Annotated in this window: 29 protein-coding genes and 1 tRNA gene; 16 read left to right on the plus strand and 14 right to left on the minus strand. The window is 71.8% G+C overall.

The features are described from left to right. Window positions 1-12 precede the first annotated feature (12 nt). The gene (gene radA, locus ACFPFQ_RS25295; RefSeq protein WP_379622999.1) at window positions 13-1,371 is read right to left on the minus strand and encodes a DNA repair protein RadA; all 1,359 of its coding nucleotides are present in this window, start codon (window positions 1,369-1,371) and stop codon (window positions 13-15) included. Continuing rightward, on the minus strand, window positions 1,371-2,030 hold the full coding sequence (locus ACFPFQ_RS25300; RefSeq protein WP_379623001.1) for a hypothetical protein: 660 nt from the start codon (window positions 2,028-2,030) through the stop codon (window positions 1,371-1,373). The genes radA and ACFPFQ_RS25300 overlap by 1 nt, the downstream gene beginning before the upstream one ends. Before the next feature lie 256 nt (window positions 2,031-2,286). On the opposite strand from ACFPFQ_RS25300, the gene ACFPFQ_RS25305 reads away from it, so the two are divergent. The 3 genes from ACFPFQ_RS25305 to ispF are packed head-to-tail and all read left to right on the plus strand — an operon-like array spanning window position 2,287 to window position 3,987. Next, window positions 2,287-2,778, plus strand: a complete 492-nt coding sequence (locus tag ACFPFQ_RS25305) for a CarD family transcriptional regulator (protein WP_379623003.1) — start codon at window positions 2,287-2,289, stop codon at window positions 2,776-2,778. Window positions 2,779-2,828: 50 nt separating this feature from the next. After that, a complete protein-coding gene (locus ACFPFQ_RS25310) occupies window positions 2,829-3,509 on the plus strand; it encodes a 2-C-methyl-D-erythritol 4-phosphate cytidylyltransferase (protein ID WP_379623005.1) in 681 nt (226 codons plus the stop codon). 10 nt (window positions 3,510-3,519) lie between these two features. Further along, window positions 3,520-3,987, plus strand: coding sequence for a 2-C-methyl-D-erythritol 2,4-cyclodiphosphate synthase (ispF, locus tag ACFPFQ_RS25315; RefSeq protein WP_379623007.1), 468 nt, complete (start codon window positions 3,520-3,522; stop codon window positions 3,985-3,987). Between the two features lie 50 nt (window positions 3,988-4,037). On the opposite strand, the gene ACFPFQ_RS25320 is transcribed toward ispF, so the two are convergent. After that, on the minus strand, window positions 4,038-4,433 hold the full coding sequence (locus ACFPFQ_RS25320; RefSeq protein WP_379623009.1) for a VOC family protein: 396 nt from the start codon (window positions 4,431-4,433) through the stop codon (window positions 4,038-4,040). 95 nt (window positions 4,434-4,528) lie between these two features. Between ACFPFQ_RS25320 and cysS the strand changes: the two genes are divergently transcribed. Together cysS and rlmB are read left to right on the plus strand one after the other, a co-directional pair. Then, entirely contained in the window at window positions 4,529-5,917 is a 1,389-nt protein-coding gene (gene cysS / locus ACFPFQ_RS25325; RefSeq protein ID WP_379623011.1) for a cysteine--tRNA ligase, read from the plus strand. A gap of 30 nt (window positions 5,918-5,947) precedes the next feature. Next, the gene (rlmB, locus tag ACFPFQ_RS25330; protein ID WP_379623013.1) at window positions 5,948-6,931 is read left to right on the plus strand and encodes a 23S rRNA (guanosine(2251)-2'-O)-methyltransferase RlmB; all 984 of its coding nucleotides are present in this window, start codon (window positions 5,948-5,950) and stop codon (window positions 6,929-6,931) included. A gap of 72 nt (window positions 6,932-7,003) precedes the next feature. Here rlmB and ACFPFQ_RS25335 read toward each other — a convergent pair whose 3' ends face one another. From ACFPFQ_RS25335 to ACFPFQ_RS25345, 3 genes are all read right to left on the minus strand, one after another. Beyond that, complete coding sequence (locus ACFPFQ_RS25335; RefSeq protein WP_379623015.1) at window positions 7,004-7,861, minus strand: metal ABC transporter permease; 858 nt, start codon at window positions 7,859-7,861, stop codon at window positions 7,004-7,006. Beyond that, window positions 7,858-8,637, minus strand: coding sequence for a metal ABC transporter ATP-binding protein (locus tag ACFPFQ_RS25340; protein ID WP_379623285.1), 780 nt, complete (start codon window positions 8,635-8,637; stop codon window positions 7,858-7,860). Before ACFPFQ_RS25340 ends, ACFPFQ_RS25335 begins: the two co-directional genes overlap by 4 nt. 70 nt (window positions 8,638-8,707) lie before the next feature. Next, entirely contained in the window at window positions 8,708-9,667 is a 960-nt protein-coding gene (locus ACFPFQ_RS25345; protein WP_379623017.1) for a metal ABC transporter solute-binding protein, Zn/Mn family, read from the minus strand. Between the two features lie 152 nt (window positions 9,668-9,819). Here ACFPFQ_RS25345 and ACFPFQ_RS25350 point away from each other — a divergent pair, with 152 nt between their 5' ends. Next, window positions 9,820-10,923, plus strand: a complete 1,104-nt coding sequence (locus tag ACFPFQ_RS25350) for a LacI family DNA-binding transcriptional regulator (RefSeq protein WP_379623019.1) — start codon at window positions 9,820-9,822, stop codon at window positions 10,921-10,923. A gap of 76 nt (window positions 10,924-10,999) precedes the next feature. Here the strand turns inward: ACFPFQ_RS25350 and ACFPFQ_RS25355 are convergent, their stop codons facing one another. Continuing rightward, on the minus strand, window positions 11,000-11,557 hold the full coding sequence (locus tag ACFPFQ_RS25355; protein ID WP_379623020.1) for a TetR/AcrR family transcriptional regulator: 558 nt from the start codon (window positions 11,555-11,557) through the stop codon (window positions 11,000-11,002). 87 nt (window positions 11,558-11,644) lie between these two features. Here ACFPFQ_RS25355 and ACFPFQ_RS25360 point away from each other — a divergent pair, with 87 nt between their 5' ends. After that, on the plus strand, window positions 11,645-12,034 hold the full coding sequence (locus tag ACFPFQ_RS25360) for a hypothetical protein (RefSeq protein WP_379623022.1): 390 nt from the start codon (window positions 11,645-11,647) through the stop codon (window positions 12,032-12,034). Here the strand turns inward: ACFPFQ_RS25360 and otsB are convergent. From otsB to ACFPFQ_RS25375, 3 genes are read right to left on the minus strand one after another with little or no spacing between them, the layout of a single operon-like run. Next, window positions 12,031-12,780, minus strand: a complete 750-nt coding sequence (gene otsB, locus ACFPFQ_RS25365; protein ID WP_379623024.1) for a trehalose-phosphatase — start codon at window positions 12,778-12,780, stop codon at window positions 12,031-12,033. The genes ACFPFQ_RS25360 and otsB overlap by 4 nt on opposite strands. Beyond that, complete coding sequence (locus ACFPFQ_RS25370) at window positions 12,773-14,203, minus strand: alpha,alpha-trehalose-phosphate synthase (UDP-forming) (RefSeq protein ID WP_379623026.1); 1,431 nt, start codon at window positions 14,201-14,203, stop codon at window positions 12,773-12,775. Before ACFPFQ_RS25370 ends, otsB begins: the two co-directional genes overlap by 8 nt. Before the next feature lie 49 nt (window positions 14,204-14,252). Continuing rightward, entirely contained in the window at window positions 14,253-15,668 is a 1,416-nt protein-coding gene (locus ACFPFQ_RS25375; protein WP_379623027.1) for a threonine/serine ThrE exporter family protein, read from the minus strand. Between the two features lie 51 nt (window positions 15,669-15,719). On the opposite strand from ACFPFQ_RS25375, the gene ACFPFQ_RS25380 reads away from it, so the two are divergent. The 4 genes from ACFPFQ_RS25380 to ACFPFQ_RS25395 all read left to right on the plus strand — a co-directional run bounded on the left by ACFPFQ_RS25380 (window position 15,720) and on the right by ACFPFQ_RS25395 (window position 18,719). After that, a tRNA-Thr gene (locus ACFPFQ_RS25380) sits at window positions 15,720-15,794 on the plus strand. A gap of 153 nt (window positions 15,795-15,947) precedes the next feature. Then, a complete protein-coding gene (locus ACFPFQ_RS25385) occupies window positions 15,948-16,181 on the plus strand; it encodes a DUF433 domain-containing protein (RefSeq protein ID WP_379623029.1) in 234 nt (77 codons plus the stop codon). Continuing rightward, on the plus strand, window positions 16,178-16,546 hold the full coding sequence (locus tag ACFPFQ_RS25390) for a DUF5615 family PIN-like protein (protein ID WP_379623031.1): 369 nt from the start codon (window positions 16,178-16,180) through the stop codon (window positions 16,544-16,546). Before ACFPFQ_RS25385 ends, ACFPFQ_RS25390 begins: the two co-directional genes overlap by 4 nt. 1,471 nt (window positions 16,547-18,017) lie before the next feature. After that, the gene (locus ACFPFQ_RS25395) at window positions 18,018-18,719 is read left to right on the plus strand and encodes a hypothetical protein (protein WP_379623033.1); all 702 of its coding nucleotides are present in this window, start codon (window positions 18,018-18,020) and stop codon (window positions 18,717-18,719) included. Window positions 18,720-18,736: 17 nt separating this feature from the next. On the opposite strand, the gene fbaA is transcribed toward ACFPFQ_RS25395, so the two are convergent. After that, window positions 18,737-19,771, minus strand: coding sequence for a class II fructose-bisphosphate aldolase (gene fbaA, locus ACFPFQ_RS25400; protein WP_379623035.1), 1,035 nt, complete (start codon window positions 19,769-19,771; stop codon window positions 18,737-18,739). Between the two features lie 100 nt (window positions 19,772-19,871). On the opposite strand from fbaA, the gene ACFPFQ_RS25405 reads away from it, so the two are divergent. Continuing rightward, window positions 19,872-20,447, plus strand: coding sequence for a SigE family RNA polymerase sigma factor (locus tag ACFPFQ_RS25405; protein WP_379623037.1), 576 nt, complete (start codon window positions 19,872-19,874; stop codon window positions 20,445-20,447). 4 nt (window positions 20,448-20,451) lie between these two features. Next, window positions 20,452-20,700: a hypothetical protein gene (locus ACFPFQ_RS25410; protein ID WP_379623039.1), complete on the plus strand. Its 249-nt coding sequence runs from the start codon at window positions 20,452-20,454 to the stop codon at window positions 20,698-20,700. Window positions 20,701-20,707: 7 nt separating this feature from the next. Here the strand turns inward: ACFPFQ_RS25410 and ACFPFQ_RS25415 are convergent, their stop codons facing one another. Further along, complete coding sequence (locus tag ACFPFQ_RS25415) at window positions 20,708-21,775, minus strand: glycoside hydrolase family 76 protein (RefSeq protein WP_379623041.1); 1,068 nt, start codon at window positions 21,773-21,775, stop codon at window positions 20,708-20,710. A 78-nt stretch (window positions 21,776-21,853) separates the two neighbouring features. Here ACFPFQ_RS25415 and ACFPFQ_RS25420 point away from each other — a divergent pair, with 78 nt between their 5' ends. Both ACFPFQ_RS25420 and ACFPFQ_RS25425 read left to right on the plus strand, forming a co-directional pair. Beyond that, a complete protein-coding gene (locus ACFPFQ_RS25420; protein ID WP_379623043.1) occupies window positions 21,854-22,855 on the plus strand; it encodes a GlxA family transcriptional regulator in 1,002 nt (333 codons plus the stop codon). A gap of 2 nt (window positions 22,856-22,857) precedes the next feature. Next, window positions 22,858-23,496, plus strand: a complete 639-nt coding sequence (locus tag ACFPFQ_RS25425; protein ID WP_379623287.1) for a DJ-1/PfpI family protein — start codon at window positions 22,858-22,860, stop codon at window positions 23,494-23,496. Here ACFPFQ_RS25425 and ACFPFQ_RS25430 read toward each other — a convergent pair. Beyond that, window positions 23,456-24,604 carry an NUDIX domain-containing protein gene (locus ACFPFQ_RS25430; RefSeq protein ID WP_379623045.1) on the minus strand — a complete coding sequence of 383 codons (1,149 nt, stop codon included), beginning with the start codon at window positions 24,602-24,604 and terminating at the stop codon, window positions 23,456-23,458. The genes ACFPFQ_RS25425 and ACFPFQ_RS25430 overlap by 41 nt on opposite strands. Window positions 24,605-24,677: 73 nt before the next feature. Between ACFPFQ_RS25430 and ACFPFQ_RS25435 the strand changes: the two genes are divergently transcribed. Continuing rightward, the gene (locus tag ACFPFQ_RS25435; protein ID WP_379623047.1) at window positions 24,678-25,121 is read left to right on the plus strand and encodes a DUF4262 domain-containing protein; all 444 of its coding nucleotides are present in this window, start codon (window positions 24,678-24,680) and stop codon (window positions 25,119-25,121) included. A gap of 6 nt (window positions 25,122-25,127) precedes the next feature. Here the strand turns inward: ACFPFQ_RS25435 and ACFPFQ_RS25440 are convergent, their stop codons facing one another. Beyond that, on the minus strand, window positions 25,128-25,784 hold the full coding sequence (locus ACFPFQ_RS25440) for a TrmH family RNA methyltransferase (protein WP_379623049.1): 657 nt from the start codon (window positions 25,782-25,784) through the stop codon (window positions 25,128-25,130). Between the last annotated feature and the right edge of the window lie 16 nt (window positions 25,785-25,800).

The following is a 25,800-nucleotide window of genomic DNA, read 5'->3' on the forward strand; positions in this document are numbered from 1 at the left end:
CTTGACAGGCCCCTATTTGATCGCCTTCAGCACGGCGCTCACGTCGTGCACCTCGGTGGTGGTGATCCCGGGCGGCACGGATCCGCTGTCGGGGGGCACGAGCGCGTGCGTGAAGCCGAGCCGGGCGGCCTCGGCCAGCCGCCGCTCCAGCGCCGGCACCCGCCGCACCTCGCCCGCCAGTCCGATCTCGCCCAGCACCACCACGTTCGACGGCAGCGCGACGTCGCGGCGCGCCGAGGTGATGGCCAGCGCCAGCGCCAGGTCGGCCGCCGGCTCCACGACCCGCATCCCGCCGACCGTCGCGGCGTAGACCTCGGCGTCGTGCAGCCGCACGCCCGCGCGCTTCTCGAGCACGGCGAGCAGCATCGCGACACGGGCGTTGTCGAGGCCGCTGACGGCCCGGCGCGGGCTGGGGATGTCCTTGCCGGTGACGAGCGCCTGCAGCTCGGCAGGAAGCGGCCTGCGGCCGTCCAGGACGATGGTGACGGCGGTACCGGGCACCGGCGGCCCGGCGGTGCGGTCGAGGAAGAGCCCGGAGGGATCCGGCATGCCGACGATGCCGGTGTCGCGCAGCTCGAAGCAGCCGACCTCGTCGGCGGGGCCGAACCGGTTCTTCACACCGCGCACCATCCGCAGCGTGGAGTGCTTGTCGCCCTCGAACGAGAGCACGACGTCCACGAGGTGCTCGAGCACGCGCGGCCCCGCGATCGAGCCGTCCTTGGTGACGTGGCCGACGAGGATGACCGGCAGGCCCCGGTCCTTGGCGAGTGCCGTCAGCCCGACGGTGACCGCGCGGGTCTGCGTGACGCCGCCCGGCGCGCCGTCGACCTCGGAGCTGGACATCGTCTGGATGGAGTCGACCACGAGCAGTTCGGGTCGCAGCTCGTCGATGTGTCCGACGATGGCGCCGAGGTCGGACTCGGCGGCGAGGTAGAGCTCGTCGTGCACGGCGCCGGTGCGCTCCGCCCGCAGCCGCACCTGCCCGGCCGACTCCTCGCCGGTGACATACAACACACGACGGCCCCGCTGGGCCGCCACCTCGAGCAGCAGCGTGGACTTGCCGACGCCGGGTTCTCCCGCCAGCAGCACCACCGCGCCCGGCACGAGACCGCCACCGAGCACCCGGTCCAGTTCGGACACGCCCGTCGGGCGGGAGCGGGCGCTGTCGAGCTCGATGTCACCGATGCGCCGGGCCGGGGAGCTCGTCGCGCCCGCGACGACGCGGGCCCGCGCCGGGCCGACGGTGGGCGCGGCCTGCTCGAGCGTTCCCCATGCCTGGCACGACGGGCAGCGGCCGACCCACTGCGTGGTCTGGTGGTTGCAGGCCGAGCAGCGGTATCCGGCGCGGTTCGCTCGGGCCCGTGCCGTCACTAGCTGTGGTTGTCGGTGCCGGACTCAGCGGGGTTGCCGACCGGCACGTCGATCCGGACCGGGCCCACGTTCTTGAACGTCAGCACGACCTCGTAGACCAGTCCGGCCTTCACGTCCTCGCGCAGCCCGGTGAGCACGATCTGGGCCGTGCGGTTCTCACCCGCGGCGGCGGCCGTGGCCGGCGTGGCGGGTGAGGACGGCGTGGGGGTGGCCGTGGGGGTGCTGCCGGCAGCGGGCGCACCGGAGGCGGGCGCGCCCGTCGAGGTGGCTGCGGCGACCGGGGTGGGCTTGCCCTCGACGTCGAGCTCGCGACCGGCCGGGATCGTGGAATCGCCGGTGACCAGCACGGATGCCGCGACCGGGCTGGATGCCGACACGAGCTGGTCGTCCTGGCCGCCGCCGTTGACGATGGTCAGTCGCAGCGGGGCACTGCTGCCCGCGACGTACTTGTTGCCGTCGGTGGCGTTGGTGGGGAAGTCGATCTCCGCGTTGCGGATGGCCAGCCTGCCGACCGTGGCGCTGGCGCCACCGACGCCGGCGACCTGGGAGCTGGTCTGGGTGATCTGGCCCGCGCCACACCCCGCCAGCGCGACGGCTCCGAAGACGACGCCGATGATGGCGGCTGCTCCGGTCGGGCGAATACGCAGCGTGCGACTCACGGGTCTGACGTCCTTCCGGCCGGGTGCGTGCCGCGGTGCGGCAGGTGCGCTAGCTCGGCCGTTCCGGGCGCGCTACCGCGTACCGGTTCGACCGGTTCGCAGCCTAGTCGGGGTTCTCCGGGGCCACTGACGCGGCTGCCGCAGGCACGTTTCGCGGCCGTTGTCAATCCCCTGACCTGCGGTGACGGGCCGGACCGGGCGGCAGTGACCGGGCGGGTCGTGTTAACCTGGAGGCTGCGAAAGGGGCAGAGGACACATGGTTTTTAAGGTCGGAGAGACCGTCGTCTACCCGCACCACGGTGCCGCTCTCATCGAGGCCATCGAGACTCGGACGATCAAGGGCGAGGAACGCAAGTACCTCGTTCTCAAGGTCGCGCAGGGTGATCTCACGGTGCGTGTTCCCGCCGAGAATGCCGAAGTTGTCGGTGTTCGCGATGTGGTGGGCCAGGAAGGTCTGGACAGAGTGTTCGAGGTGCTCCGCGCCCCGCACACGGAGGAGCCTACGAACTGGTCGCGCCGATACAAGGCCAACTTGGAGAAGCTGGCGTCGGGTGACGTGAACAAGGTGGCCGAGGTCGTCCGCGACCTGTGGCGCCGCGAGAAGGACCGCGGGCTTTCCGCTGGTGAGAAGCGGATGCTCGCCAAGGCCCGCCAGATCCTCGTCAGCGAGCTCGCGCTCGCGGAAGGTACCGACGAGGAGCGCGCCGAGATCCTTCTCGACGAGGTGCTGGCCACCGCCACCGCCTGAGCGTCGGCGCAGCTGCACATCATGCACGGACCGCCGGTCCCTGCCCCCGCATGAACGTCATTGCGGTGGTGGTGGCCGGCGTTCGTCGTGCCGGGCCTGATGCGCTGACCGAGCTCAACGGGCACTCGCTGCTGGTGCACGCCGTGCGTGGCCTGCTGGCGGCCGGGGTCGTCGAGCGGGTGCACGTGCTGGTTGACCCCGGTGCGGATCCCGGGCCGATCACGGCCGCCTGCTCGGGGCTGCCCGTCGAGGTGCATGCGGCCGCCTTGCGCCACCTGCTGCTCCGGGTCGGGCCACACGCCCGTCAACGAGCGGGTGCAACCGATGGTGACGGTCTCGTCACACCCGGATCCGATGCCGTCGTGCTGCTGCACGACGCCGCCCGACCGCTCGCGCCTCCCGCGCTCGCCGCCGCGGTGGTGGCGGCCGTCGTCGCAGGCGCGCCCGCAGCGGTTCCGGTGCTCCCGCTCGCCGACACCGTCAAGCGCGTCGACCCGGACGGCACCGTCCGCGCCACCCCGGACCGGTCGGCGCTGCGGGTGGTGCAGCTGCCGCAGGCCTTCCGCGCCGAACTGCTGGCCGACGTCGCCGATCCGCTGGGCGCCGCCGCGGAGCTGGCCGCGGCGGGCGTCGCGGTACACACGGTTGCGGGTGATCCGCTGGCGTTCGCCGTCCACACCGCGTGGCACCTCGAGCAGGCCCGGCTGCTGGCCGGCCGGATCGTGCTGTGATCCTCAGGCCGTGAGAGTCGGCATCGGCACAGACGTGCATCCGGTCGAGGCCGGGCGGGACTGCTGGATCGCGGGCCTGCTGTGGCCGGGCGTCGACGGCTGCTCGGGCCACTCCGACGGCGATGTCGCCGCCCACGCCCTCTGCGACGCCCTGCTGTCGGCCGCCGGCCTCGGTGACCTCGGTGCGGTGTTCGGCACCGGCCGTCCCGAGTGGGCGGGGGCGAGCGGGTCGGCCCTGCTCACAGAGGTCACCAGGCTGCTCATCGAGGCCGGCTGGCGGGTGGGCAACGCCGCGGTCCAGGTCATCGGCAACGCCCCGAAGGTCGGCACCCGGCGTGCGGAGGCGCAGCAGGTGCTCTCCGCCGCGGTCGGCGGCCCCGTCTCGGTGTCGGGCACCACCACCGACGGCCTCGGCCTCACCGGTCGCGGCGAGGGTGTCGCGGCGATCGCGACGGCCCTGCTCCTGCCCAGCCCCTGACCGTCGAGAACGCACCTACCGTGATCAACAGGCCCTGATGATCACCGCAGCTACGTTCTCGGCGGGGCTGCCACCATCCACTGGTGCCCGAACGGGTCGGCCAGCCGGCCGCCCCGGTCCCGCGCCCCGTCGCCGTAGTCGTGATCGGCCACCGGGTAGATGACGGTGGCGCCGGCGGCGAGCATCCGCTCGGCCACCGCGTCTGCGTCGGTCACCTCCAGCGCCATGATCACCGGAACCCCGCCACCGGACGGGGCCGGATCACCGTCTCCGGCGTCCTTCACCGCGAATCGCAGGTCGCCGATCCCGGCCATCGCGTGCACGACGCGACCGCCCGGCTCGGTGAAGCGCTCCAGCACCTTCGCGCCGAACGCTGCCGTGTAGAACGCCAGCGCCGCATCGGCACCCTCGACGACCAGCTTCGGGTACATCCCTCGGATCTCCATGGGCATGAGCCTGCCGCAGTCGCCACCAGGCGTCTTGGACGAACGGGAACTCCCCGGTGACGGTGGGTGGGGGAGGGTGTCCGTACTCTGAACATGTGAGCTTGCGCCTTTTCGACACCGCCACCAAGAAGCAGCGGGACTTCGTCCCGGTGCGGGCCGGGGCAGCGTCGATCTATTACTGTGGCGCCACGGTGCAGGGCAAGCCGCACATCGGGCACGTCCGCTCCGGTCTCAACTACGACGTGCTGCGCCGCTGGCTCGAGCACCAGGGGCTCGCGGTCACGATGGTGCGCAACGTCACCGACATCGACGACAAGATCCTGGTCAAGGCCGCGGGCGCCGGGCGCCCGTGGTGGGACTGGGGCGCGGAGTTCGAGCGCGAGTTCCAGGCCGCCTACGAGGCGCTGGGTTGCCTGCCGCCCACCATCGAGCCGCGGGCCACCGGGCACATCACACAGATGGTCGAGCTGATGCAACGGCTGATCGACGGTGGTCATGCGTACGCAAGCCAGGGCAGCGTCTACTTCGACGTCAAGTCGCTGCCGGAGTACGGCACGCTCTCCGGCCAGCGGGTGGACCAGGTCGAGCAGGGCGAGCCGGACAACACCGGCAAGCGCGATCCCCGCGACTTCGCGATGTGGAAGGCCGCCAAGCCGGGCGAGCCGACGTGGCCCACTCCGTGGGGCGACGGCAGGCCGGGATGGCACCTGGAGTGCTCGGCGATGGCGGGCATGTACCTGGGCCGCGAGTTCGACATCCACGGTGGTGGCATCGATCTGATCTTCCCGCACCACGAGAACGAGCTGGCCCAGTCGCATGCCGCGGGTGATCCGTTCGCGCGGTTCTGGCTGCACAACGCCTGGGTCACCATGGGCGGCGAGAAGATGTCCAAGTCGTTGGGCAACACGCTGTCCATCGACGCGATGTTGCGCCGGGTGCGCGGTGCGGAGCTGCGCTACTACCTCGTCGGCCCGCACTACCGTTCCAACATCGAGTTCTCCGACGTGGCGCTGCAGGAGTCGGTCACGGCCTACCGTCGCATCGAGTCCTTCGTGCACCGCGTGCGCGAGCGGCTCGGCACGCCCGGGCCCGGCGTGCTGTGCGCCGAGTTCACCGCCGCGCTCGACGACGACCTGAGCACGCCGTCGGCGCTGGCCGCCATCCACGGCACCGTCCGCGAGGGCAACGCCGCACTCGACGCCGGCGATCACGCCGCCGCGTCGGGTGCTGCGGCGTCCGTGCGCGCCATGACCGGGGTGCTCGGTCTCGACCCCCTCGACCCGCGGTGGATCGTCGGTGCCGGCAACGATGCCGCCACCGTCGCGCTCACCGCGCTGGTCGAGGATCTGCTCGCGCAGCGCCAGGATGCGCGGGCCAGCAAGGACTTCGCCGCGGCCGACGAGGTGCGCGACCGCCTCACGGCCGCCGGGGTGTCCGTTGAGGACAGCCCCGACGGACCCACATGGTCGCTCAAAGATGGCTGATCGGGACCGGTAGCCAGGTAGGGAATCAGAATGGCCGGCAATTCCAAGCGTCGCGGTGCGACGCGCAAGGACGGCACCAAGAAGGGCATGGTCGTCGGATCCGGCGGGCAGCGGCGAGCCGCGCTCGAGGGCAGGGGCCCGACACCTCCGAAGGAGGAGCGGCCCCACCACCCGGCTGCACGCCGCGCGGCACGCGTCGCGAAGGCGACGGCCGGGCGGGGCAAGGTCGCGGGCAACAACCGCCGTCGCGCGGGCGACGGCGACACCGCCGAGACGGTGCTGGGTCGCAACCCGGTCGTGGAGTGCCTGCGTGCCGGCGTGCCGGCCACGGCGCTCTACGTCGCGATCGGGATGTCGGCCGACGAGCGCGTCGTCGAGGCCGTGCGGCTCGCTGCCGACGCCGGCATCTCGATCCTCGAGGTCCAGCGGGCCGAGCTCGATCGCATCGGTGGTGGCGCGCTGCACCAGGGCCTGGCCCTGCAGGTGCCGCCCTACGAGTACGCGCACCCCGACGACCTGCTCGAGGCCGCTGCCGACTCCGGACGTCCGGGGCTGATCGTGGCGCTCGACGGCGTCACGGACCCCCGCAACCTCGGCGCCGTCGTGCGCTCGGTCGGGGCGTTCGGCGGCCACGGCGTGGTCGTGCCGCAGCGCCGTGCCGCCGGCATGACGGCCGTTGCGTGGCGCACGTCGGCGGGGGTCGCGGCGCGGCTGCCCGTGGCGCGGGCCACCAACCTCACCCGCACGCTCCAGGAGTACGCCACCGCGGGCTACATGATCGCGGGCCTCGACGGCGAGGGCGACGTGACGCTGGACGACTTCGAGATGGCCACCGGCCCGCTCGTGCTAGTGGTCGGCTCCGAGGGCAAGGGCCTGGGCCGCCTGGTCCGCCAGACGTGCGACGTGATCGTCTCGGTGCCGATGGCGGGCCCCGTGGAGTCGCTCAACGCCTCGGTCGCGGCCGGCGTCGTGCTCGCCGAGGTGGCGCGCCAGCGCCGGGCGCGCCTGCGCTGACCCACCGCGCCAACGAAAGAGCCACCGCGCCAACGTCTCGACGTCGGCGCGGTGGCTCTTTCGTTGGCGCGGTCAGGCGGCGGCAACGCGGCGGCCGCGCAGCCGCGCCACCACCCGGCAGCCGACGTAGAGCAGGAACGCGATCGCGGCCACGTACCCCGACACCGGCAGCCCCGGCGCCAGCGACATCACCGTGCCGCCGAGCAGCGCGACCTCGGCGAACAGCACGGCCAGCCCGGTGGCCAGCAGCGGGTTGGCGGTGACGCGGGCGGCCGCCGCCCCGGGCGCGATCATCACCGACAGCACCAGGATCGCGCCGACGATCGGCACGGCCAGGGCCGTGGTGAGGCCGATCAGCACGGCGAACACCAGCGACAGGAACCGCACGGGCACCCCGCGCGCGAGCGCGACATCGGGGTCGGTGCTGGCGAACAGCAGCGGCCGGTAGAGCACCGCGAGCACCCCGATCACCAGCACGGCGACGATCGCGAGCACGACGAGGTTGGTGGAGTCGACCGACACGATCGACCCGGTGAGCAGCCCGAACTTGTTGGACGCGCGGCCGCTGTAGAGCGCGAGCATGAGCACACCCAGGCCCAGCCCGAAGGCGAGCACGACGCCGATCACCGAGTCGCGCTCGCGCTGGCGCAGCCCCAGCAGGCCGAACACCACGCCGGCGACGACGGCACCGACGACGGCACCGATCCCGACCCCGACCCCGATCAGCAGCGCGGCGGCCCCGCCCGTGAACGCGAGCTCCGCGGTGCCGTGCACGGCGAACGACATCCCGCGGGAGACGATCAGCGGTGCGAGCGCGCCCGCGACCAGCCCGAGCACGGCGCAGGCGAGCAGCGCGTTCTGCACGAACGGGAGGGCCAGCAGCGCGCCGAGCCCGTCGAACGTGAACAGCCTGGCGACGATCTCGCTCATTCCGGTTCTCCGTGACAGTGCTCCGGGTGCGCCTCGGCGCCGACGACGACGAGCCGGTCGCGCACGTTCAGCACGTCGACGCGGGTGCGGTAGAGCTCGGAGAGCACCTCGGACGTCATCACCTCCGACGGCGGCCCGATCCGGAACCGGCCGTTGACGAGGTAGAGCACGCGGTCCACCAGCGGCAGCACCGGGTTGATCTCGTGGGTCACGAAGAGCACCGCGGTACCGGCGGAGCGCCTGCGCTGGTCGATGAGCTCGGTGACCGTGCGCTGGTGGGCGATGTCGAGCGAGAGCAACGGCTCGTCGCACAGCAGCACGTCCGGGTCGCCGACGAGCGCCTGCGCGACGCGCAACCGCTGCTGCTCGCCGCCCGACAGGCGCCCGACCGGCGAGTTGGCGTACGCCGTGCCGTTGACGGCGGCGAGCGCGGCGTCGACCTTCGCCCGCCGCGCCGCGCGCCCCGTCAGCCCGATGCCGAGCTTGTGCCCGTCGAGGCCCAGACCCACGAGATCGCGGCCGCGCAGCGGCAGGTCCGGGTCGAGCGCCTTCTGCTGCGGCACGTAACCGATGCTGGGGCTGCCCCGCCGCGGCGGGTGGCCCCCGATCCGCACCTCACCGGCCGTGAGCGGCAACAACCCGAGCAGTACCCGCACCAGCGTGGTCTTGCCGGAGCCGTTGGGCCCCAGTACCGCGACGAACTCGCCGGGTGTGATGTCGAGGTCCAGGCCGTCCCACAGCGTGCGCTCACCGAAACTGATCCGGGCGCCGCGCATCGACAGCGCCGGCTTCGCGACCGCTGCCGGCGCGTCCGGTGGAGTGGTACGGGTCGGGGCTGCCACGGGCTCAGGCCCGGTTCAGAGCAGTGGCGAGAGCATCGATCTCGCCACCCATCCAGGTCACGTAGTCGGTGGCTCCGGCGGGCAGCGTCTCGGTGACGTCGACGACAGGCACCCCGGAAGTCTGCGCCGCCTGCTTGACCTGGTTGGTGGTGGGGGTCTCGGTCTGCGCGTTGAGGATCAGCGCCTTGACCCGGTCGGTCCCGGCGAACAGCGCGAGCGTGGCCTGCAGCACGGCGGCGGGCGGGTCGATGTCCTCCTCGACGGCCTCGGCGAACTCCGTCGGGGTGGCGTCGGTGAGCCCGGCCGCCTTGATCAGGTAGCCGGGAACCGGCTCGGTGATGGCCACCCGCGCGCCCGGGTGCGCGGTGCCGATCGCCTTGGTCTTCGTGGTGAGCTCGGCGAGCTTCGCGATGAAGGCCTGCGCGTTGGCGGAGTAGGTGGCGGCGTTGGCGGCGTCGGCCTTGGCGAGGTCGTCCGAGAGCGTCGACGCGAGCTTCGTGACGGTGGGGAGGTCGTACCAGACGTGCTCGTTGAAGCTGCCGTCCGTTGGTGCCGGCGAGGGCTCCAGACCCGACAGCGCGGCGACGTCGATCACGGTGCGACCGGCCGCATCCCCCGCGGACTGCACGAGCTTGGGCATCCAGTCGTCGTACCCGCCGCCGTTGAGCACGACGATCGCGGCCTTCGAGATCTTCACAGCGTCAGCGGGGGTGCTCTCGTAGGAATGCGGGTCGGCCGCCGGGTCGTTGATCAGCGAATCGACGGTGATCTTGTCGCCACCGATCGCCTTGACGATGCTGCCGTAGACGTTCGTCGAGGTCACGACGGCGATCGGCGTCGAGCCGCCCGCCGTCGGAGGAGCGGTTGCGGCCGGGGAGCCGCAGGCGGTCAGCGCGAGCGTGACGGTGGCGGCGACGGCGGCGCCGATCCCGAGACGGCCAGGGGTGAGGCGGCGGAGCGGCATGGCAGGTCTTCTCCCTGAGGTGCGTGCGAAGCTCTCGAGCCACCCTACATTGATAACCGTTGTCAATTCGCACTGAAGTGTGAACTTCAACTCGACGACGTGGGGAAGGCCTCGACTTTCCCGCTGCGCGTCTGAACCGTTACGGTTCGTGGATGTCCGGACTCCCGAACGTCCGACGTCCCGCGACGCTCGCCTCGCTGGCCGCCGAGCTGGGTGTCTCGCGCACCACGGTTTCCAACGCCTACAACCGTCCCGACCAGCTGTCGGCACCGTTGCGGGCCCGCGTGCTCGAGGCGGCCCGCAGACTTGGCTACCCGGGTCCCGACCCCGTCGCGCGGTCGTTGCGCACCCGCAAGGCGGGTGCGGTCGGACTGCTGCTCACCGAGGCGCTGTCGTACGCCTTCCGCGACCCCGCGGCCACGGGCTTCCTGGAAGGGCTGGCGCTCGCGTGCGAGCAGGCCGGCCAGGGCCTGCTGCTCGTACCGGTCAGTCCCGACCACGCCGATGTCGCGTCGGTGCACCAGGCGGGCGTCGACGGGTTCGTCGTCTACTCGGTGCGTGAGGACGACCCCCACTTCCTCGCCGTGCTGGAGCGCCCGGTCCCCACCGTCGTGTGCGATCAGCCGCACGGCGTCGAGGGTGTCGACCGCGTCGGCGTCGACGACCGCGCCGGCATGCTCGGGCTCGCCCGGCACATCACCGGGCTGGGGCACCGGCGCATCGGCGTGCTCTGCATGCGGCTGGGCTTCGGCCACAACGACGGCCCGGCCACCGAGGAGCGTCAGGGCGGTGTCACCTACCCGGTGCAGCGCGACCGGCTCGCCGGGCTGCGCGACGGGCTGGCCGAGGTCGGCGTCGACTGGAAGGACGTGCCGGTCTACGAGCGTTTCGAGCACAGCGTCACCGCTGGTCGCGATGCTGCCGCCCAGCTGCTCGCCGCCCACCCGGGGCTCTCGGCCATCGTCTGCACGTCCGACATCCTCGCGCTCGGCGCGCTGCAGTACGCGGTGGAGCGCGGCCTCTCGGTGCCGGACGACATCACGATCACCGGTTTCGACGGCGTGCCGGAGGCCGAGCGCGCCGGGCTCACCACCGTGCGGCAGCCGCTGCTGGAGAAGGGCCGCGTCGCGGGGGAGCTGCTGCTGGAGCGTGGCGACCGCAACCGGCCGCGCCGCGTCACGCTGCCCACCGAGCTCGTGATCGGCACGACGAGCGGCGAGCCGCGCGCGGAGCTGCGCTTCTTCTCCGGCTGGTGATCACGGCTCGCGCACACCGTGAGGGGTTGACGCACAGCGTTGACGGTGTGCGCGAGCCCCACCCGGTGTGCGTCAGCTAGGCGGGGCCGAGGCGCCGCGTGATCGAGCGGGCCAGCGTCGCCACGTCGCTGCCCGGCTCGGGGGCCACCGCTCCCTCCAGTAGCAGTGCCGCCAGCCCGTGCACGAGCGCCCATCCGGCGAGTGCGGTGGCGGGGTCGGCTGCCGCATCCGGGTTGGTGTGGCGGCGGGCGCCCTCGCGCAGCAGCGTGTCGGCCCGGCCCTGCGCGGTCGCGAGATCGGGGTCGTCGTGACGCACCAGTCCGGGGGCGCGCATCACCGCGAAGTGCGCCGGGTGGTCCACGGCGAACTGCACGTAGGTCACCCCCAGCTCCGCGAAGTCGACGTCGGCCGCCGCGGTCGTGGCCAGCGCGTCGGCCAGCAGCGACCAGCCCTCCGCGGCGAGCGCGGTGAGCAGCCCGGTCTTGTCGCGGAAATGGTGGGTCGGGGCGGCATGTGAGACGCCCGCGCGACGCGCGACGTCGCGCAGGCTCACGCCGGCCGGCCCGTCGTCGGCGACAGCGGCGAGCGCGTGGTCGAGCAGGGTGCGTCGGAGGTCGCCGTGGTGGTAGGGCACCCGGCCAGCCTAGCGCGAATCTTTCCGTTGACAAGATGGACGCGACGGTGCATCTTGGCGGTGACAAGATTCCAGCCTGGAGGAACCATGCCAACCCTGCCCTGGACCACCGTCGACCAGCCTGAACCCGGAACGGACGCGGTGGTGATGGCGTCGCGGTTCCGCGTCCGCGGCTTCCGGCACGTCCTGCCGTTCTTCATCGCGGCGATGCGCGTGCACGCCCAGGTCCGGCGCGCCGAGGGGGCGCTGGGGGTGAGCCTGGTGGCCCACCCGCTGCGCCGGGAGTTCCGGACGCTCAGCGCCTGGCGCGACCGGGACGCGCTGAACGCCATGGTGCGCACCGAGCCGCACCGGTCGGTGATGGTGGCGCAGAAGGAGGTGATGGCCGACTCGGTGTTCCGCTTCTGGACCGTGCCGGTGGCCGAGCTGCCGCTGAGCTGGGTGGATGCGGAGCAGCGATTGGAGGCGAGGGGCTAGGTCGTGGAGCGGGCTGCCAGCAGGTGTCGCAGCAAGTCGGCAACGTCCGATGGTTCGGCGACGCGGAACTGCGCGGCCGTCTCCCCGTCGCCGACCTTGACGCCGAGGTCGCCCGGCCCCAGTCGGACGAAAGCCGATTCGTCGGTGACGTCGTCGCCCACGAACAGCACCGCGTCGGCCTCGAGCCGCGCCCGCAGCGCGTCCACGGCGATGCCCTTGCTGACCTGCAGCACCGCCAGGTCGAGCACCTCCTTGCCGGGCGTGATCTCGATGCCGGGACGGGCGGCCGGGCCGGCGCGCACGGCGTCGAGCACGCGGGCACCGACGGCGGGCTCGGCATTGCGGACGTGCACGGCGATCCCGGCGGGCTTGGCCTCGAGCGTGACGCCCGGTTCGGCGTCGGCGAGCGCGTGGACCTCGGCCAGCAGCCGATCGAGCCGCGCTCGCTGCTCGTCGTCGAGCACCGTGGCCCCGTCGTCGAACTCGGCACCATGGCTGCCGACCATCCGGATCGGGACGCCGAAACCCGACACGGCGGCGAGATCGGCGAGCCCGCGCCCGGACACGAGCACGACGGTGGTGTCGGGCAGCGTGGCCAGCGAACCGATCGCGGCGGCGGCGGCGGGGAGCGGCCGCGCGTCTGATGGCACCGGGACGATCGGGGCGAGCACTCCGTCGAAGTCCAGCGCGACGAGCAGTCGCCCGACCGCTGCGAGCTCCTCGACGGCCTGCTCGAGGTCACTCATCGTCGTCCCCGTCGGGCAGCCCCAGCGCGGCGAGGAACGAGCGCGCCCACCGGTCGACGTCGTGGGTGAGCACCTGGCGGCGCAGCGCCCGCATCCGCCGCTTGCCCTCGGCAGCGGGCATGGTCAGCGCCGAGAGCAGCGCGTTCTTGACGCCGTCGGTGTCGTGCGGGTTGACCAGAACCGCATCGCGCAGCTCGATGGCGGCGCCGGCGAACTCCGAGAGCACGAGCACGCCCCCCAGATCGGACCGGCAGGCGACGTACTCCTTGGCGACGAGGTTCATCCCGTCGCGCAGGGGCGTGACCAGCATGACGTCGGCGGCCACGAAGAACGCGGCGAGATCATCGCGCGGCAGCGACTGGTGCAGGTAGTGCAGCACCGGATGGCCGACGCGGGCGTACTCACCGTTGATCCGGCCGACGGACTGCTCGATGTCGTTGCGCATCTTCTGGTAGTGCTCGACGCGCTCGCGGCTCGGCGTGGCCAGCTGGATCATCACCGTCTGCTCGGCGTCGACGCTGCCCTCGGCGATGAGCTCCTCGAACGCGCGCAGCCGCACGTCGATGCCCTTGGTGTAGTCGAGCCGGTCGACCCCGAGGATCACGCGCTCGGGGTTGCCGAGGTCGGCGCGGATCTCCTTGGCGCGCTGCTGCACCTCATCGGAGCGCGCCAGCTCGTCGAGGGCACCCGAGTCGATCGAGATGGGGAACGCCCCGAGGCGAACGGTGCGATCGCCGTACTGGACGTCGTTGCGGGTGTGCCCTGGCACTGCCTCGGTGAGGCGCGTGGCGAGCCAGCGGAAGTTGCGGGCGCCGCCTGCGGTGTGGAACCCGACGAGATCGGCGCCCAGCAACCCTTCCACCACCTGCTTGCGCCACGGCAGCTGCATGAACAGTTCGGTGGGCGGGAACGGGATGTGCAGGAAGAACCCGATGCGCAGATCCGGGCGCAGCGCCCGCAGCGCCGCGGGAAGCAGCTGCAGCTGGTAGTCCTGGATCCAGACGGTGGCGCCATGGGCGGCGACCTTCGCCGTTGCCTCCGCGAACCGCTGGTTGACCCGGACGTAGGCCTGCCACCAGTGGCGATGGAAAGCGGGCGGCGCGACGACGTCGTGGTAGAGCGGCCACAGCGTGCCGTTGGAGAAGCCTTCGTAGTAGTCCTCGACGTCCTTCGCCGAGAGGCTGACGGGGTGCAGCTGCAGCCCGTCCTCGACGAACGGCTCGGCCTCGGCGTCCGGCAGACCCGGCCAGCCGACCCAGGCCCCGTCGCGGGTGCGCAGCATCGGCTCCAGCGCGGTGACGAGGCCTCCCGGGCTGCGCTTCCACCGCGTGGTGCCGTCGGGGAGCTCTTCCAGATCCACCGGGAGCCTGTTGGCCACCACGACGAAGTCGGCGCCCGTGAGTTCGGTGCTCTCGTCCCGCACGCATCCTCCTTGCCGCCGGACGCCCGGTGGCGGTCGACCCGTGCGCAGCCTACTGCCGCTCCGGCTCCGCCGCGGGTTCTGCGGCCGTCGAGACCGCGGGGACCGCGAGGTGGCGGGGCTTGGTGAGGAAGTCACCCAGCGCCACACCGGCGGCGAGCGCGAGGCCGGTGCCCAGCGCGAGCGTGACGGTGACCAGGCCGTCCGCAACACCCTCGATGGCGAGCTGGTAGAAGCCGCGGTAGGCGGTGAATCCCGGCAGCAGCGGTGTGATGCCCGCGAGCGTGACGACGAGCGGGGGCACGCCGCCGCCACGGCGCAGCAGGCCGGCGGCACAGCCGACGACCACGGCGGCGATGCCGGTGGCGGCCACCTGGCCCGTGTCGAAGGACAGCGTGAGCAACCCGTAGGTGCCCCAACCGGCGGCTCCCGCAATGCCGGCGGCGATCAGGGAACGCAGCGGCGCGTAGCCCGCCAACGCGTAGCAGGCCGATGCGGCGGCAGCAGCGGCGACGGCGACGGCGTACCGCCCCGCGCTCGGCAGCGCACCCGCGACCTCCAGTTGGACCCCGAACTGGAGCCCGACCTTGAGCGCGAGCACGACGCCGGTCAGCAGGCCCGCCGACAGCAGCGCGATCTCCACGGCGCGTCCGGCGGACGTCACGAAGTAGTTGGAGATCGCGTCCTGCACCGTGCCGACCACCGACAGCCCCGAGAGCAGCACCGTGATGCCCGCGGCGACGACGAGCGAGGGTCGGGTCTCCGGCGGATAGATCCCGGTGCTGAACAACGCGATCGTGAAGCCGGTGGCCAACATCCCGCCCACGACCTGCTGGAAGAACGGCGGCAGCCCCCAGCGGTTGAGCAGCCGACCGGTGCGGTCGATCACGGCCGTGACTAGGAATGCGGTGAGCGCCGTGATCGGTGCTGCGCCGAGCATCAGCGCGATGGACCCGGCCAGGCCCGCCCACCCGGCCGTCGCCACCCAGCGGGGATAGGGGTGCGGTGCGGTCACCGCGACCTCGAGAGCCGCTGCGGCGCCCTGCACGTCGAGCTCGGCGCGCTCGATCCGGCTGATGATCTCGTTGACCTCGACGAGCCGGGTCAGGTCCAGCGCGCGGTAGCGCACCAGCCGCATCGACGTGACCGGGGCGGCGGCCATGCCCCGATGGCAGCAGATGGTGATGGACGTGAACGTGATGTCGACGTCGACGGTGGGCAGGCCGCTGACGGTGGCGAGCTGCAGCATCGTGCGCGTGGTCTCGTCCACGTTCTCGCCGCTGGAGAGCAGCACCTCACCCACGCGCATGCACAGGTCGAGCACCTGCTGCACGCGCGCGTCGTCGGGAACCCGAGGGCCGATCGGGGCCATCAGCTGCAGCGTCGGCGGCCCCGCGTGCATCAGCTCGTGGGCTTCGCGGCGCAGCGCGGTGCGCAGTCGTCGGGAGAAGCGGCGAGCCGAGTTCATGGGGCCAGGGTAGGTGTCGGAGGACATCACTATGATGGTCGGGCAGCACTCGCCGGTGTAGCTCAGTGGTAGAGCAACCGCCTTGTAAGCGGTAGGTCGTCGGTTCAATCCCGACCTCCGGCTCCACGTCTGACCAGCAGGAAGTGCGACTTCAAGATTGATTAAGGATCGTGGGTGGTCGGACCGGGTGGTTGCTCACCCACTCAACCTGCGGTATGTACGTGCGCCGCGGCTCGTGAAAATGGCCATGCCCGTGGCACGTCGCCGTACTATTGGTGGATGACCTTCCGGCGGATCACTGTCGACCCGGATCTGATGGGTGGGGTCCCGACGATCCGGGGCCTACGTATCCCGGTGGCCACCGTCGTGTCCATGGTGGCCGATGGCATGTCCGTGACGGAGATCTGCGCTGACCTGCCCGACCTCACGCCTGCGGATGTCGCCGAAGCATTGCGCTACGCCGCCGAGACCGTGCGCGAGCGGCAGCTTCCGCTGCTGCGTCCATCGGCGTGAGATTTCTGCTCGACAACAACCTGTCGCCGCGACTGGTTGAGCTGTTGGGCGCAGCCGGGTGGGATGTGGTCCACGTCGGCACGCTCGGGCTTCGGGCGGCGGCCGACAAGATCGTTCTCCGCGCGGCTCAGGATGATGCCCGAATCCTGGTGAGTGCTGATACGGACTTCGGGGCGATTCTTGCGGCTTCCCACGAGTCGGGACCGTCGGTTGTGCTCGTCCGTCGCGTCGCTGACCGCAGAGCTGAGGATCTCGCTCGCCTTCTGCTCGCCAACCTACCGCCGCTCGAGGACGACCTGCGTCAGGGTTGCATCCTCGTCATCGGTGAGGACTCCGTCCGCATCCGGCCGCTACCTATCGGGTAGCGGCGTGGGGTTCCGTCGTTCTGGCGCATGCCTGCCTCGCCACGCGGGGGGCTGCCCGCAGGGTTTCGACTTGTCGGATGGTCGGCACTCCGTGGCATCAAACGTGGCGCGAAAGTCCGCGATCTGGGTGCATGTCATGCATCGCATGCGCGGTCGTGGACTCTGTTCGCGCAGGTAAACGCCCTGATCGCTGTCTGCGGGCAGCCTTGTAGCGGTAGGTCGTCGGTTCAATCCCGACCTCCGGCTCCACGTCTGACCTGCGGGTTTGCGTGGTCAGACCGCAGCGAATCGATCGCGGCTACATTATGTGTGGCATGAACTCGGTTGGTCTGCCCAAGTAGCAGGACGTGCGGTATCCGGAAGGGCTGCGGTGCACATCGGGTGCGCGTATGCGCCGGTATGGACCCGCCGCAGAGCTGGATACGACAGCAGTTCCCGAGGGTCGTGCGCTGCGGCCGGTGGCGCCCGAGCTCCGGTTCGCGGACGCTGTGGTCATGTCGGAATCGCGGTACGGGCGAACGCTCGTGGCGGCGGAATCCACGAAGGCGCCGAGCGACCTCGATGTGGGCCGAGGACTTGGAGCGCAGCGAAGTGAGGTTGCAGCTGATCGGACAGGTCGCGGCCTATGAGTTGTCCGCCGCCGACCTTCGCGGGCAGATGCTGCTGCGCTACCGCCAGTGACTTTCGAGCCTTCCTACCCGGCTGTCGGTCCGGGCACGCCTGCCGCACTCGCGACGTGCAGGTGGAGCGAGTTGCCGCCGGCCCCGATCGAGGGGCGGACGCCGGCCGCCGTGGTGTGGACCGGGCGCGAGATGGTCGTATGGGGTGGAACGTCGCTCCGCGATCAGGATCGCCGCTACGCAGACGGCGTCGCGGCTGGCGACGGCGCGGCCTACGACCCGGAGAACGACACCTGGCGAGTGGTGGTGCCGAGTCCCTTGAGCCCGCGGGTGCTCGCGCAGGCGGTCCGGACCGGCGAACGGGTGGTCGTTCTCGGCGGCCGGCCCGCCGTCATCGCCGAGGGCGACCGGTCCCATCGTGATGCTGCCACCTACGACCCGGTCACCGACGCGTGGACGGCAGTGCCGCCCGTTCCCGAACAGCCGGGCCACGAGATCCAACGCAGCAGCGCCGCGGCCACGGACGAGCGGATCGACGTTTCGCGGCATGGGCCCATGGGCGATCGTTCCCGTCGAACGGGGGTCTCATGGTTCCCAGCAGCAGCGGAATCGATCGCCTTCGCTTCGACCCGACCGGCCAGACCTGGACATCCCTGCCCGACGACCCGGACGCCCCCAACTCGAACGCACCACCGATCTGGACCGGCCACGAGATCATCGTGCCGGCGGGATCTCCATGGCGAGGGTTCGGCTCCGGCCCCGCGCCTCGCCGCGCCGGGATCGGTTGGCGGCTTGATCCGGTGTCCGACCGCTGGCGAACCATCGCGGCGGGCCCACGCGGTGGCTCGTCAGTGTGGACCGGCGCGGCCCTGCTCACCTTCAACCACACCCTCATGCACGGCCACATGCCTGGCCCGTTCAACCACGTTGCCGGTCTGGCCGAGGTGTGGGATCCCCGGTCCGACATGTGGACCACGCTCCCGACCAGCGGATACGCCGGCGTATGGACCGGAAACGAACTGCTCATCTGGGGCGAGATGCTGCTGGTGCGCGGCGTGGCGAAGGGGATGTTCGGCACCAAGATGCGCTCGTTCATCACCGTCGCCGACGCGGCGGGGGTGGCGGCGATCGTGGACCAGCAGTTCGAGATCGGCCGGCAGATCCTCGATGCCGGGCTGGTACCGATCCTCGAACCGGAGGTCGACATCCACAGCGAGAGCAAGGCCGCGGCCGAGGAACTGCTGCGGGCGGCGATCGCCGAGCACCTCGACGCGCTACCGGCCGACCGGCAGGTGATGCTGAAGCTGAGCATCCCCACCGAGGACGACTTCTACCGCACGTTCGTCGACCACCCGCGGGTGCTGCGGGTGGTGGCGCTGTCGGGCGGCTACAGCCGTGCCGATGCGGACGAGCGGCTCACGCGCAACCACGGTGTCATCGCCAGCTTCTCGCGCGCGCTGACCGAGGGTCTGACGGTGCAACAGACCGACCAGGAGTTCGACGCCACGCTCGACACCGCCATCGGCGACATCTACGCGGCGTCGAACACCTGAACCACGTGGATCCCTGATCAGCCCTTGAGGCTCGTGCCGGTGGAGCGCAGGTCGGCGCACGCCCGCGTGACGCGCGCGGCCATGCCGATCTCGGCGGCCTTCAGGTACACCCGCGGGTCGTAGACCTTCTTGTTGCCGACCTCGCCGTCGACCTTCAGCACGCCGTCGTAGTTGGTGAACATGTGACCGGCGATCGGCCGCGTGAACGCGTACTGGGTGTCGGTGTCGACGTTCATCTTGACGACGCCGTAGTCGAGCGCCTCGTGGATCTCCTCGATCAGCGAGCCGGAGCCGCCGTGGAACACGAGGTCGAACGGCTTCGAACCGGCCGGCAGGCCCAGCTTGGCCGTGGCCACCTCCTGGCCCTGCTTGAGCACCTCCGGGCGGAGCTTGACGTTGCCCGGCTTGTAGACGCCGTGGACGTTGCCGAACGTGGCCGCCAGCAGGTAGCGGCCCTTCTCGCCGCCGCCCAGCGCCTCGACGGTGCGCTCGTAGTCGCCCGGCGCCGTGTAGAGCTTCTCGTTGATCTCGTGGGCGACGCCGTCCTCCTCGCCGCCGACGACACCGATCTCGACCTCGAGGATGATCTTCGCCTTGACCGCGCGGTCGAGCAGTTCCGCGGCGATCTGCAGGTTCTCGCTCAGCTCGACGGCCGAGCCGTCCCACATGTGCGACTGGAACAGCGGGTTCTCCCCGCGGTCGACACGCTCCTGGCTGATCGCGATCAGCGGGCGGACGAAGCCGTCGAGCTTGTCCTTGGGGCAGTGGTCGGTGTGCAGCGCGACGTTGATCGAGTACTTCGCCGCGACGACGTGGGCGAACTCGGCGAGCGCCGCCGACCCGGTGACCATGTCCTTGACGCTCGTACCGGACAGGAAGTCGGCCCCGCCGGTGGAGACCTGCACGATCCCGTCGCTCTCGGCCTCCGCGAAGCCGCGCAGTGCGGCGTTGAGCGTCTCCGTGCTCGTCACGTTGATCGCCGGGTAGGCGAACTGGCCGCTCTTGGCCCTGTCCAGCATCTCGTTGTAGATCTCGGGTGTGGCGATCGGCACGGTGGGACCCTCCTGTCGCGGATTCGCCCAAGTATCGCGCACGCGCCCGGATCGCAGCCGCGCTGGCAGCCCCCGCCGGGGAAGCCACTACGCTGAACCCATGGTCGACGACGGTGGGGAGAACGCCGTCGAGCAGACGTTGACGCGGCTGCGCGCTCTCGACGCGCGCCCGGAGCCCGACCTCGGTTCCCCTCGCACGCTCGCCGATCTCTATCGCGATCACCGGATGCGGATGGTGCGGCTGGCCGTGCTGCTCGTCGACGATCCGAGCACGGCGGAGGACGTCGTGCAGGAGGCGTTCGCCGGATTGCATCGGCACTGGTCAGGGCTGCGTGACGAGGCGGCTGCAGTCGGTTACCTGCGCACGGCTGTCGTCAACGGGTCGCGCTCGGTGCTCCGCAGGCGACGCACGGCACGTGACTACGTGCCGCCGCACCAGGTCAACGCGCGCTCCGCGGAGTCGCTGGCGATGCTCTCGGCAGAGCACCAGGCCGTCGTCGACGCGCTGGGCACGCTGCCGCCGCGCCAGCGCGAGGTGCTGGTGCTGCGCTACTACGGCGGGTTGTCGGAGGCCGAGATCGCCGAGGCCACCGGCATCACCCGCGGCACCGTCAAGTCCACCGCCAGCCGGGCGCTCGACGCCGTGGGCCGGGCGATGAACCCCGGGGCAGGATGACGCCATGTCCGTGAGCGACGAGTCGGAACGGCGGCTGGCCGAGGCACTGCGCGCCCGTGCCACCGGCGCCGGGCGGCCCGGACCGGCACTGCCCCGTCAGGCGCCACCGGCAGCCGCGTCCCGATCGGCTGCGGTCCCCGGGCCCACCACGCGGATGATCCTGCTGATCGCGCTGCTCGTCGGTGCCGTGCTCGGTGCCGCGCTCGCCCTGCTCTCCATGCTCGCGCCCGGCCTGCTGCCGGCGTTCGGCTGAGAGGGTCCTACCGCGCGCGCTGCAACCGGGCCGCGGCCTCGATCACCATCCAGCCCGACAGCTGGACGGACAGGTCGGCCTCCGGACGTCCCCGTCGCGGTTCCGCGGCCGGCACGCCCCAGTCCTGGCTGAACACCGGCCCGCCCGCCACCTCGGCCCGGCCGTTCCAGGCCGCTCGCGCGCTGGCCATGACCAGCCGGGACGCCGCATCCTCGAGCTCGGGCCTGCGCAGCGCCGCCTCGGCGAGGTAGCGCACCAGTATGCCCGCGAACAGGCCGCCGTCGCCGCCCCCGCAGCCCGGCAGCACGCCGTCGGCACGCGCCAGCCGGTGCGTGATGGCATCGACCACCGCGATCGCGCGGTCGGTCCAGCGGGGATGCCCGTCGCGTGCGGCGAGTTCGATGCATCCACCCAGGTAGACGCCCTGGCAGTAGGTGTAGATCATGCCGACGGTCTCGCGGATGCTCCCGTCGGGGGCCAGCCGCACACCGTCGCGGACGAGCCCGGTGTCGGGGTCGACGAGTGTCTCGGCCATCCAGTCGACGATCGAGCCGGCGAAGTCGACCTGGCCGTCACGGGCGAGCAGGATCGCGGCGGGACCGTTGGCAGGCGCGTTCTTGAAGTCGTCGTCGCGCCGCCACCAGATGCCGCCGCCGCTGTCCTCGGTCCAGCCGTCGTGCAGCCGGGCGGTGATGGCCGTGAGCGCGCTCGCGTGCGAGCCGCGGGCCATCGAACCCGCGCGCTGCACCGCCAGCCCGAGCCACGCGATGTCGTCGTAGTAGCGGTTGACCCACGACCCGAGGTTGCGCATGCGGACGCTGCGGACCGTGGCGCTGATCGCGGTGGCGCGCTGCGGGGAGGGGTCGCGGAGCTGGGCGTCGATCATGCAGTCGAGCAGGTGGGCCTGCCACCAGTAGTGCCACGGCCACAGGCCGGCCGGGGCGCGCCGCGGCCAGCGGACCCGGCCGATCCGGGTGCCCGGCAGCACGCCCCCGAACCGCCGCAGGTGCCGGTGGACGATCGCCCGCTCGGCGATGCCCGCGCGTTCCGACCAGTCGACCTCCGCGGCAGCCACCGGCTCAGTCTGCCTGATGGCCTGATCCGTGTGATACGTGTCGTTGACGCCATGACCCGCGTCGGCCACCGTGGATCGGTGACCCCTCACTCCGTGATCGTGCCGATCTTCGACGGCATCCAGCCGCTCGACGTGACCGGCCCGCACGAGGTGCTGATGGGCGCCACCGCACTGCTGCATGCCCTCGACGCCGGCCCCGGCTACGAGGTGTCGCTCGTGGCCACGGCCGAGCGGCCGGTCCGCGCGGAGAGCGGGCTGCGGCTGGTCCCCGACGGACCGCTGCCCACGAGTGGCCCCATCGGCACCCTGCTCGTGCCCGGCGGGATGGGTGCCCGCGCCACCGCGCCCGAGTTCGTCGACTGGCTGCGGGAGGCCGCCGGCCGGGCCGAGCGCGTGGTGTCGGTGTGCACCGGGGCCTTCCCGCTCGCCGCGGCCGGGCTGCTCGACGGGCTCGCCGCCACCACCCACTGGCGCTTCGCGGGCGAGCTGGGCAGACGCTACCCGGCCGTCGACGTCCAGGGCGACGCGATCTACCTGCAGCAGGGTCAGATCTGGACCTCGGCAGGGGTCAGCGCCGGCATCGACCTCGCGCTGGCGCTCGTGGAAGCCGACCACGGTGTGGACGTGGCACTGCGCATCGCCCGCGAGCTCGTGGTGTTCCTGCGCAGGCCCGGCGGCCAGAGCCAGTTCGCCGGACCGGTGTGGAGCCCACCGGCCCGCCAGCCCTCGATCCGTACCGCCCACGACCTCATCCACGGCGATCCCACAGCCGACCTGCGCGTCCCCGTGCTGGCCGCGCGGGTCGGGATGAGCGAGCGGCACTTCAGCCGGGAGTTCACGAAGGCGCTGGGCAGCTCGCCGGGTGACTACGTCGAGCAGGTGCGGGTCGACGCCGCGCGCCGGCTGCTCGAGAGCGAGCCCGTGCTCGTCACCGTCGCGGCCACCCGCTCGGGCTTCGGTTCCGCGGAGACGATGCGCCGCGCGTTCCTGCGCCGGGTCGGCGTGCCACCCGATCACTACCGGCGCCACTTCGCGGGTACCGCCGCCACCTCCAGCGCCACCGCCATCGAGAGGACGTGACCATGCAGGTCGCCATCGCCCTGTTCCCCCGGCTCACCGCTCTGGACTGCATCGGTCCCTACGAGATCCTGCAGCGCATCCCGTCGATCGACATCACGTTCGTCGGGGAGCGGCGCGGCGAGTTCCGCACCGAGAACGGCATGCTCGGCCTCACCGCCGACGCGACGTTCGACGAGCTCCCCACCCCGGAGATCGTGCTCGTGCCGGGCGGGATCGGCTCGCGCGAGCAGATGCGGGGCGGCCCGCTGGTCGAGTGGGTCCGCCACGCGCACCGGACCACGACGTTCACGACGTCGGTCTGCACGGGCTCGCTGATCCTCGGTGCGGCCGGGGTGCTGGACGGCCTCACCGCCACCACGCACTGGGGCGCCCTCGACACCCTGGCGACGTTCGGGGCGAAGCCGATCACGCAGCGGGTGGTGGAGCACGTCGCGGAGCGCGTGATCACCGCCGCCGGGGTGTCGGCCGGGATCGACATGGCCATCCGGCTGCTGTCGCTGCTGTTCGACGACGTGGCCGCGCAGGCCGCTCAGGTGTTCTGCGAGTACGACCCGCAGCCGCCGTTCGACGCCGGGCACCCCAGCAAGGTCGGCGCGGATGTCATGGCGAGGTTGGCCGAGTACCGCATGGCCCGGAGCTGACGAACAGCTCCAGCGTCGCCGGGAGCTGCGAGTGCAGCGGCGCCGGCAGGGCGTCGACGGCGAACCAGCCGATCTCGTCGAACTTGTGCGGCTCCCCGATCGCGACGCCTGCCGGGTCCACCAGCACCGCGTTCACCACGGCCACCCAGTGCGCGGTGCCGCGCAGCACGTTGCGCACGCCGATCGTCTCGACGTGCAGCGGATCCACGGTGTACTCCTCGCGCACCTCCCTCGCGACGGCCGCGGCGAACGTCTCGCCGTGCTCGAGCGCTCCGGCCCCGGTGTCCCAGGTGCCGGGCTCGTCGCGCGCCCCGGCACCGCGCCGGGCCAGCAGCACCCGACCGTGGCCGTCGTGGCAGACGAAGACGCAGGACACGGCAGGCGCGGTCAGCGGATCGGCCGCCATCAGAAGTGCTCCACCAGCTCGAGGAGGCGAGCCAGCGTCAGCACGCCGTCGTCGGCGGGGATCTCGGCCTCCTCCAGCTCCCAGGTGTGCGGGTTCGGGATGAACACCGCGCGCAGGCCCGCCGCGCGCGGCGAGGATGTCGGAGCGCGGCGAGTTGCCGATCATCCAGGTGGCCGACGCCGTGAGCCCCTGCTCCGCCACCAGCGCCCGGTAGTTCTCCGGGCGCTTCTCGGCCACGATGTGGACGCTGCGGAAGTGCTTCGCCAGGTCCGACGCGTCGATCTTGCGCTGCTGCTCGGCGACGGCGCCCTTCGTCATCATCAGCAGGTCGTGGCGCCCGCTCAGCTCGACGAGCGTCTCGACGACGCCCGGCACCAGCTCCAGGTGCCCGCTGACCAGCTCCGGCGCGAGCGCGGCGATCACCTCGCGCTCGGCCGCGGTGGCCGGGCGACCGTGGATGCGTTCGACGCAGTCGCCGAGGCTGCGCAGGAACGACTGCGTGCCGTAACCGTGCACCGGGATGTTGGTGAGCTCCACCGCGTTGAGCACATGCCGGAACCCGGCTCGGTCGAGGGTGGGATGGGCCAGCCAGTCGAAGTACCGCTCGACGGTGCGCTCGAACAGGACGTTGTTCTCCCACAGCGTGTCGTCGGCGTCGAACACGAGGGTCTGGCGATCACGGGCTGAACGGGCGCGGTCCACGTGCCGATACTAGGAACCCGATCGGGGGTCGAGCCCCCGGTTTTCGTCGGTGCCCGGGCGTAGCTTCGCGCCCATGGACAACCCGGAGCGCTACACCCACCAGGTCGACCAGTACGAGGCCTGGCAGCGCGAGACCATCCGGCGCCACGGCTGGGCCCTGCAGGCCGTGCTGGGCGACGAGGAGTCGCCCCCGTTCGTCTACACCGTCGGGCTCTCGGGTTTCGCCCATCCCGAGCTCATCCTGTTCGCCACCTCGCAGGCCACCGCCGCCACGGTCCTCAACGATCTCGGCGAGCTGGTCCGCGAGGGGCGCCGGTTCGAGGCGGGCGAGCTCGTCGCGCTGCCCAGCGGCGCGGTGCACCTGCTCGGGTTCCCGGATTCCGAGGATTGGCTGTTCGGGGCCAACGCGCTCTACCGGCTGCCCGGCGATCCGGCCGTCCCGGCGCTGCTCGTGGTGCCCGACGACGATCTGGCCATCACCGCGGGTGCGGACAAGCCCTGCCTGTTCTGCGATTGAGCGGGTTCACCATGCCGTCGAGAGGTCCGCGTGCTGGCGCACCCAGGCGTGCATCGCCACCCCGGCGGCCACCCCGGCGTTGATCGAGCGGGTCGAGCCGAACTGCGCGATCGACACCGTCATGGTCGCGGCCGCGCGCGCTTCCCCGGTCACCCCGGGTCCTTCCTGGCCGAACAGCAGCACGCACTCCCGTGGCAGCGTCGCCGTCTCCAGCCGCTGCGCCTCCGGCGTGTTGTCCACCGCCACCACCGCCAGGCCCCGGGATGCGGCGAACGCGGCGAGGCCCGCCACGTCCTCATGGTGGTGCACGTCGAGGTAGCGGTCGGTCACCATCGCCCCGCGCCGGTTCCAGCGGCGCCTGCCCACGATGTGCACGCCGGCCGCGGCGAACGCGTTGGCCGTGCGCACCACGGTGCCGATGTTGTGGTCGTGGCCGAAGTTCTCGATGGCCACGTGGAACGGGTGCGCCCTGGCCGCCAGCTCGGCCACCACGGCGTCGCGGCGCCAGTAGCGGTAGGCGTCCACCACGTTGCGGGTGTCGCCGTGCTCGAGCAGCTCGGGGTCGAAGCGCTCGTCGTCGGGCCAGGCCGCACTTCCGCCCGGCCACGGCCCCACGCCCACCTGCCCGGGCACGGCCCACTCCGTCGGGCCCACATCTGTCACGGGCACGACCCTTGCA

The sequence above is a fragment of the Pseudonocardia sp. GCM10023141 genome, assembly GCF_042653605.1.

Bases quoted from the DNA above. Each gene is read 5' to 3' on its own strand.
- ACFPFQ_RS25305 (WP_379623003.1), top strand. From the start codon at position 2,287: ATGGTTTTTAAGGTCGGAGAGACCGTCGTCTACCCGCACCACGGTGCC.
- ACFPFQ_RS25310 (WP_379623005.1), top strand. From the start codon at position 2,829: ATGAACGTCATTGCGGTGGTGGTGGCCGGCGTTCGTCGTGCCGGGCCT.
- ACFPFQ_RS25320 (WP_379623009.1), bottom strand. From the start codon at position 4,433: ATGGAGATCCGAGGGATGTACCCGAAGCTGGTCGTCGAGGGTGCCGAT.
- rlmB (WP_379623013.1), top strand. From the start codon at position 5,948: ATGGCCGGCAATTCCAAGCGTCGCGGTGCGACGCGCAAGGACGGCACC.
- ACFPFQ_RS25335 (WP_379623015.1), bottom strand. From the start codon at position 7,861: ATGAGCGAGATCGTCGCCAGGCTGTTCACGTTCGACGGGCTCGGCGCG.
- ACFPFQ_RS25340 (WP_379623285.1), bottom strand. From the start codon at position 8,637: ATGCGCGGCGCCCGGATCAGTTTCGGTGAGCGCACGCTGTGGGACGGC.
- ACFPFQ_RS25345 (WP_379623017.1), bottom strand. From the start codon at position 9,667: ATGCCGCTCCGCCGCCTCACCCCTGGCCGTCTCGGGATCGGCGCCGCC.
- ACFPFQ_RS25350 (WP_379623019.1), top strand. From the start codon at position 9,820: ATGTCCGGACTCCCGAACGTCCGACGTCCCGCGACGCTCGCCTCGCTG.
- ACFPFQ_RS25360 (WP_379623022.1), top strand. From the start codon at position 11,645: ATGCCAACCCTGCCCTGGACCACCGTCGACCAGCCTGAACCCGGAACG.
- otsB (WP_379623024.1), bottom strand. From the start codon at position 12,780: ATGAGTGACCTCGAGCAGGCCGTCGAGGAGCTCGCAGCGGTCGGGCGA.
- ACFPFQ_RS25375 (WP_379623027.1), bottom strand. From the start codon at position 15,668: ATGAACTCGGCTCGCCGCTTCTCCCGACGACTGCGCACCGCGCTGCGC.
- ACFPFQ_RS25385 (WP_379623029.1), top strand. From the start codon at position 15,948: ATGACCTTCCGGCGGATCACTGTCGACCCGGATCTGATGGGTGGGGTC.
- ACFPFQ_RS25405 (WP_379623037.1), top strand. From the start codon at position 19,872: ATGGTCGACGACGGTGGGGAGAACGCCGTCGAGCAGACGTTGACGCGG.
- ACFPFQ_RS25410 (WP_379623039.1), top strand. From the start codon at position 20,452: ATGTCCGTGAGCGACGAGTCGGAACGGCGGCTGGCCGAGGCACTGCGC.
- ACFPFQ_RS25425 (WP_379623287.1), top strand. From the start codon at position 22,858: ATGCAGGTCGCCATCGCCCTGTTCCCCCGGCTCACCGCTCTGGACTGC.
- ACFPFQ_RS25435 (WP_379623047.1), top strand. From the start codon at position 24,678: ATGGACAACCCGGAGCGCTACACCCACCAGGTCGACCAGTACGAGGCC.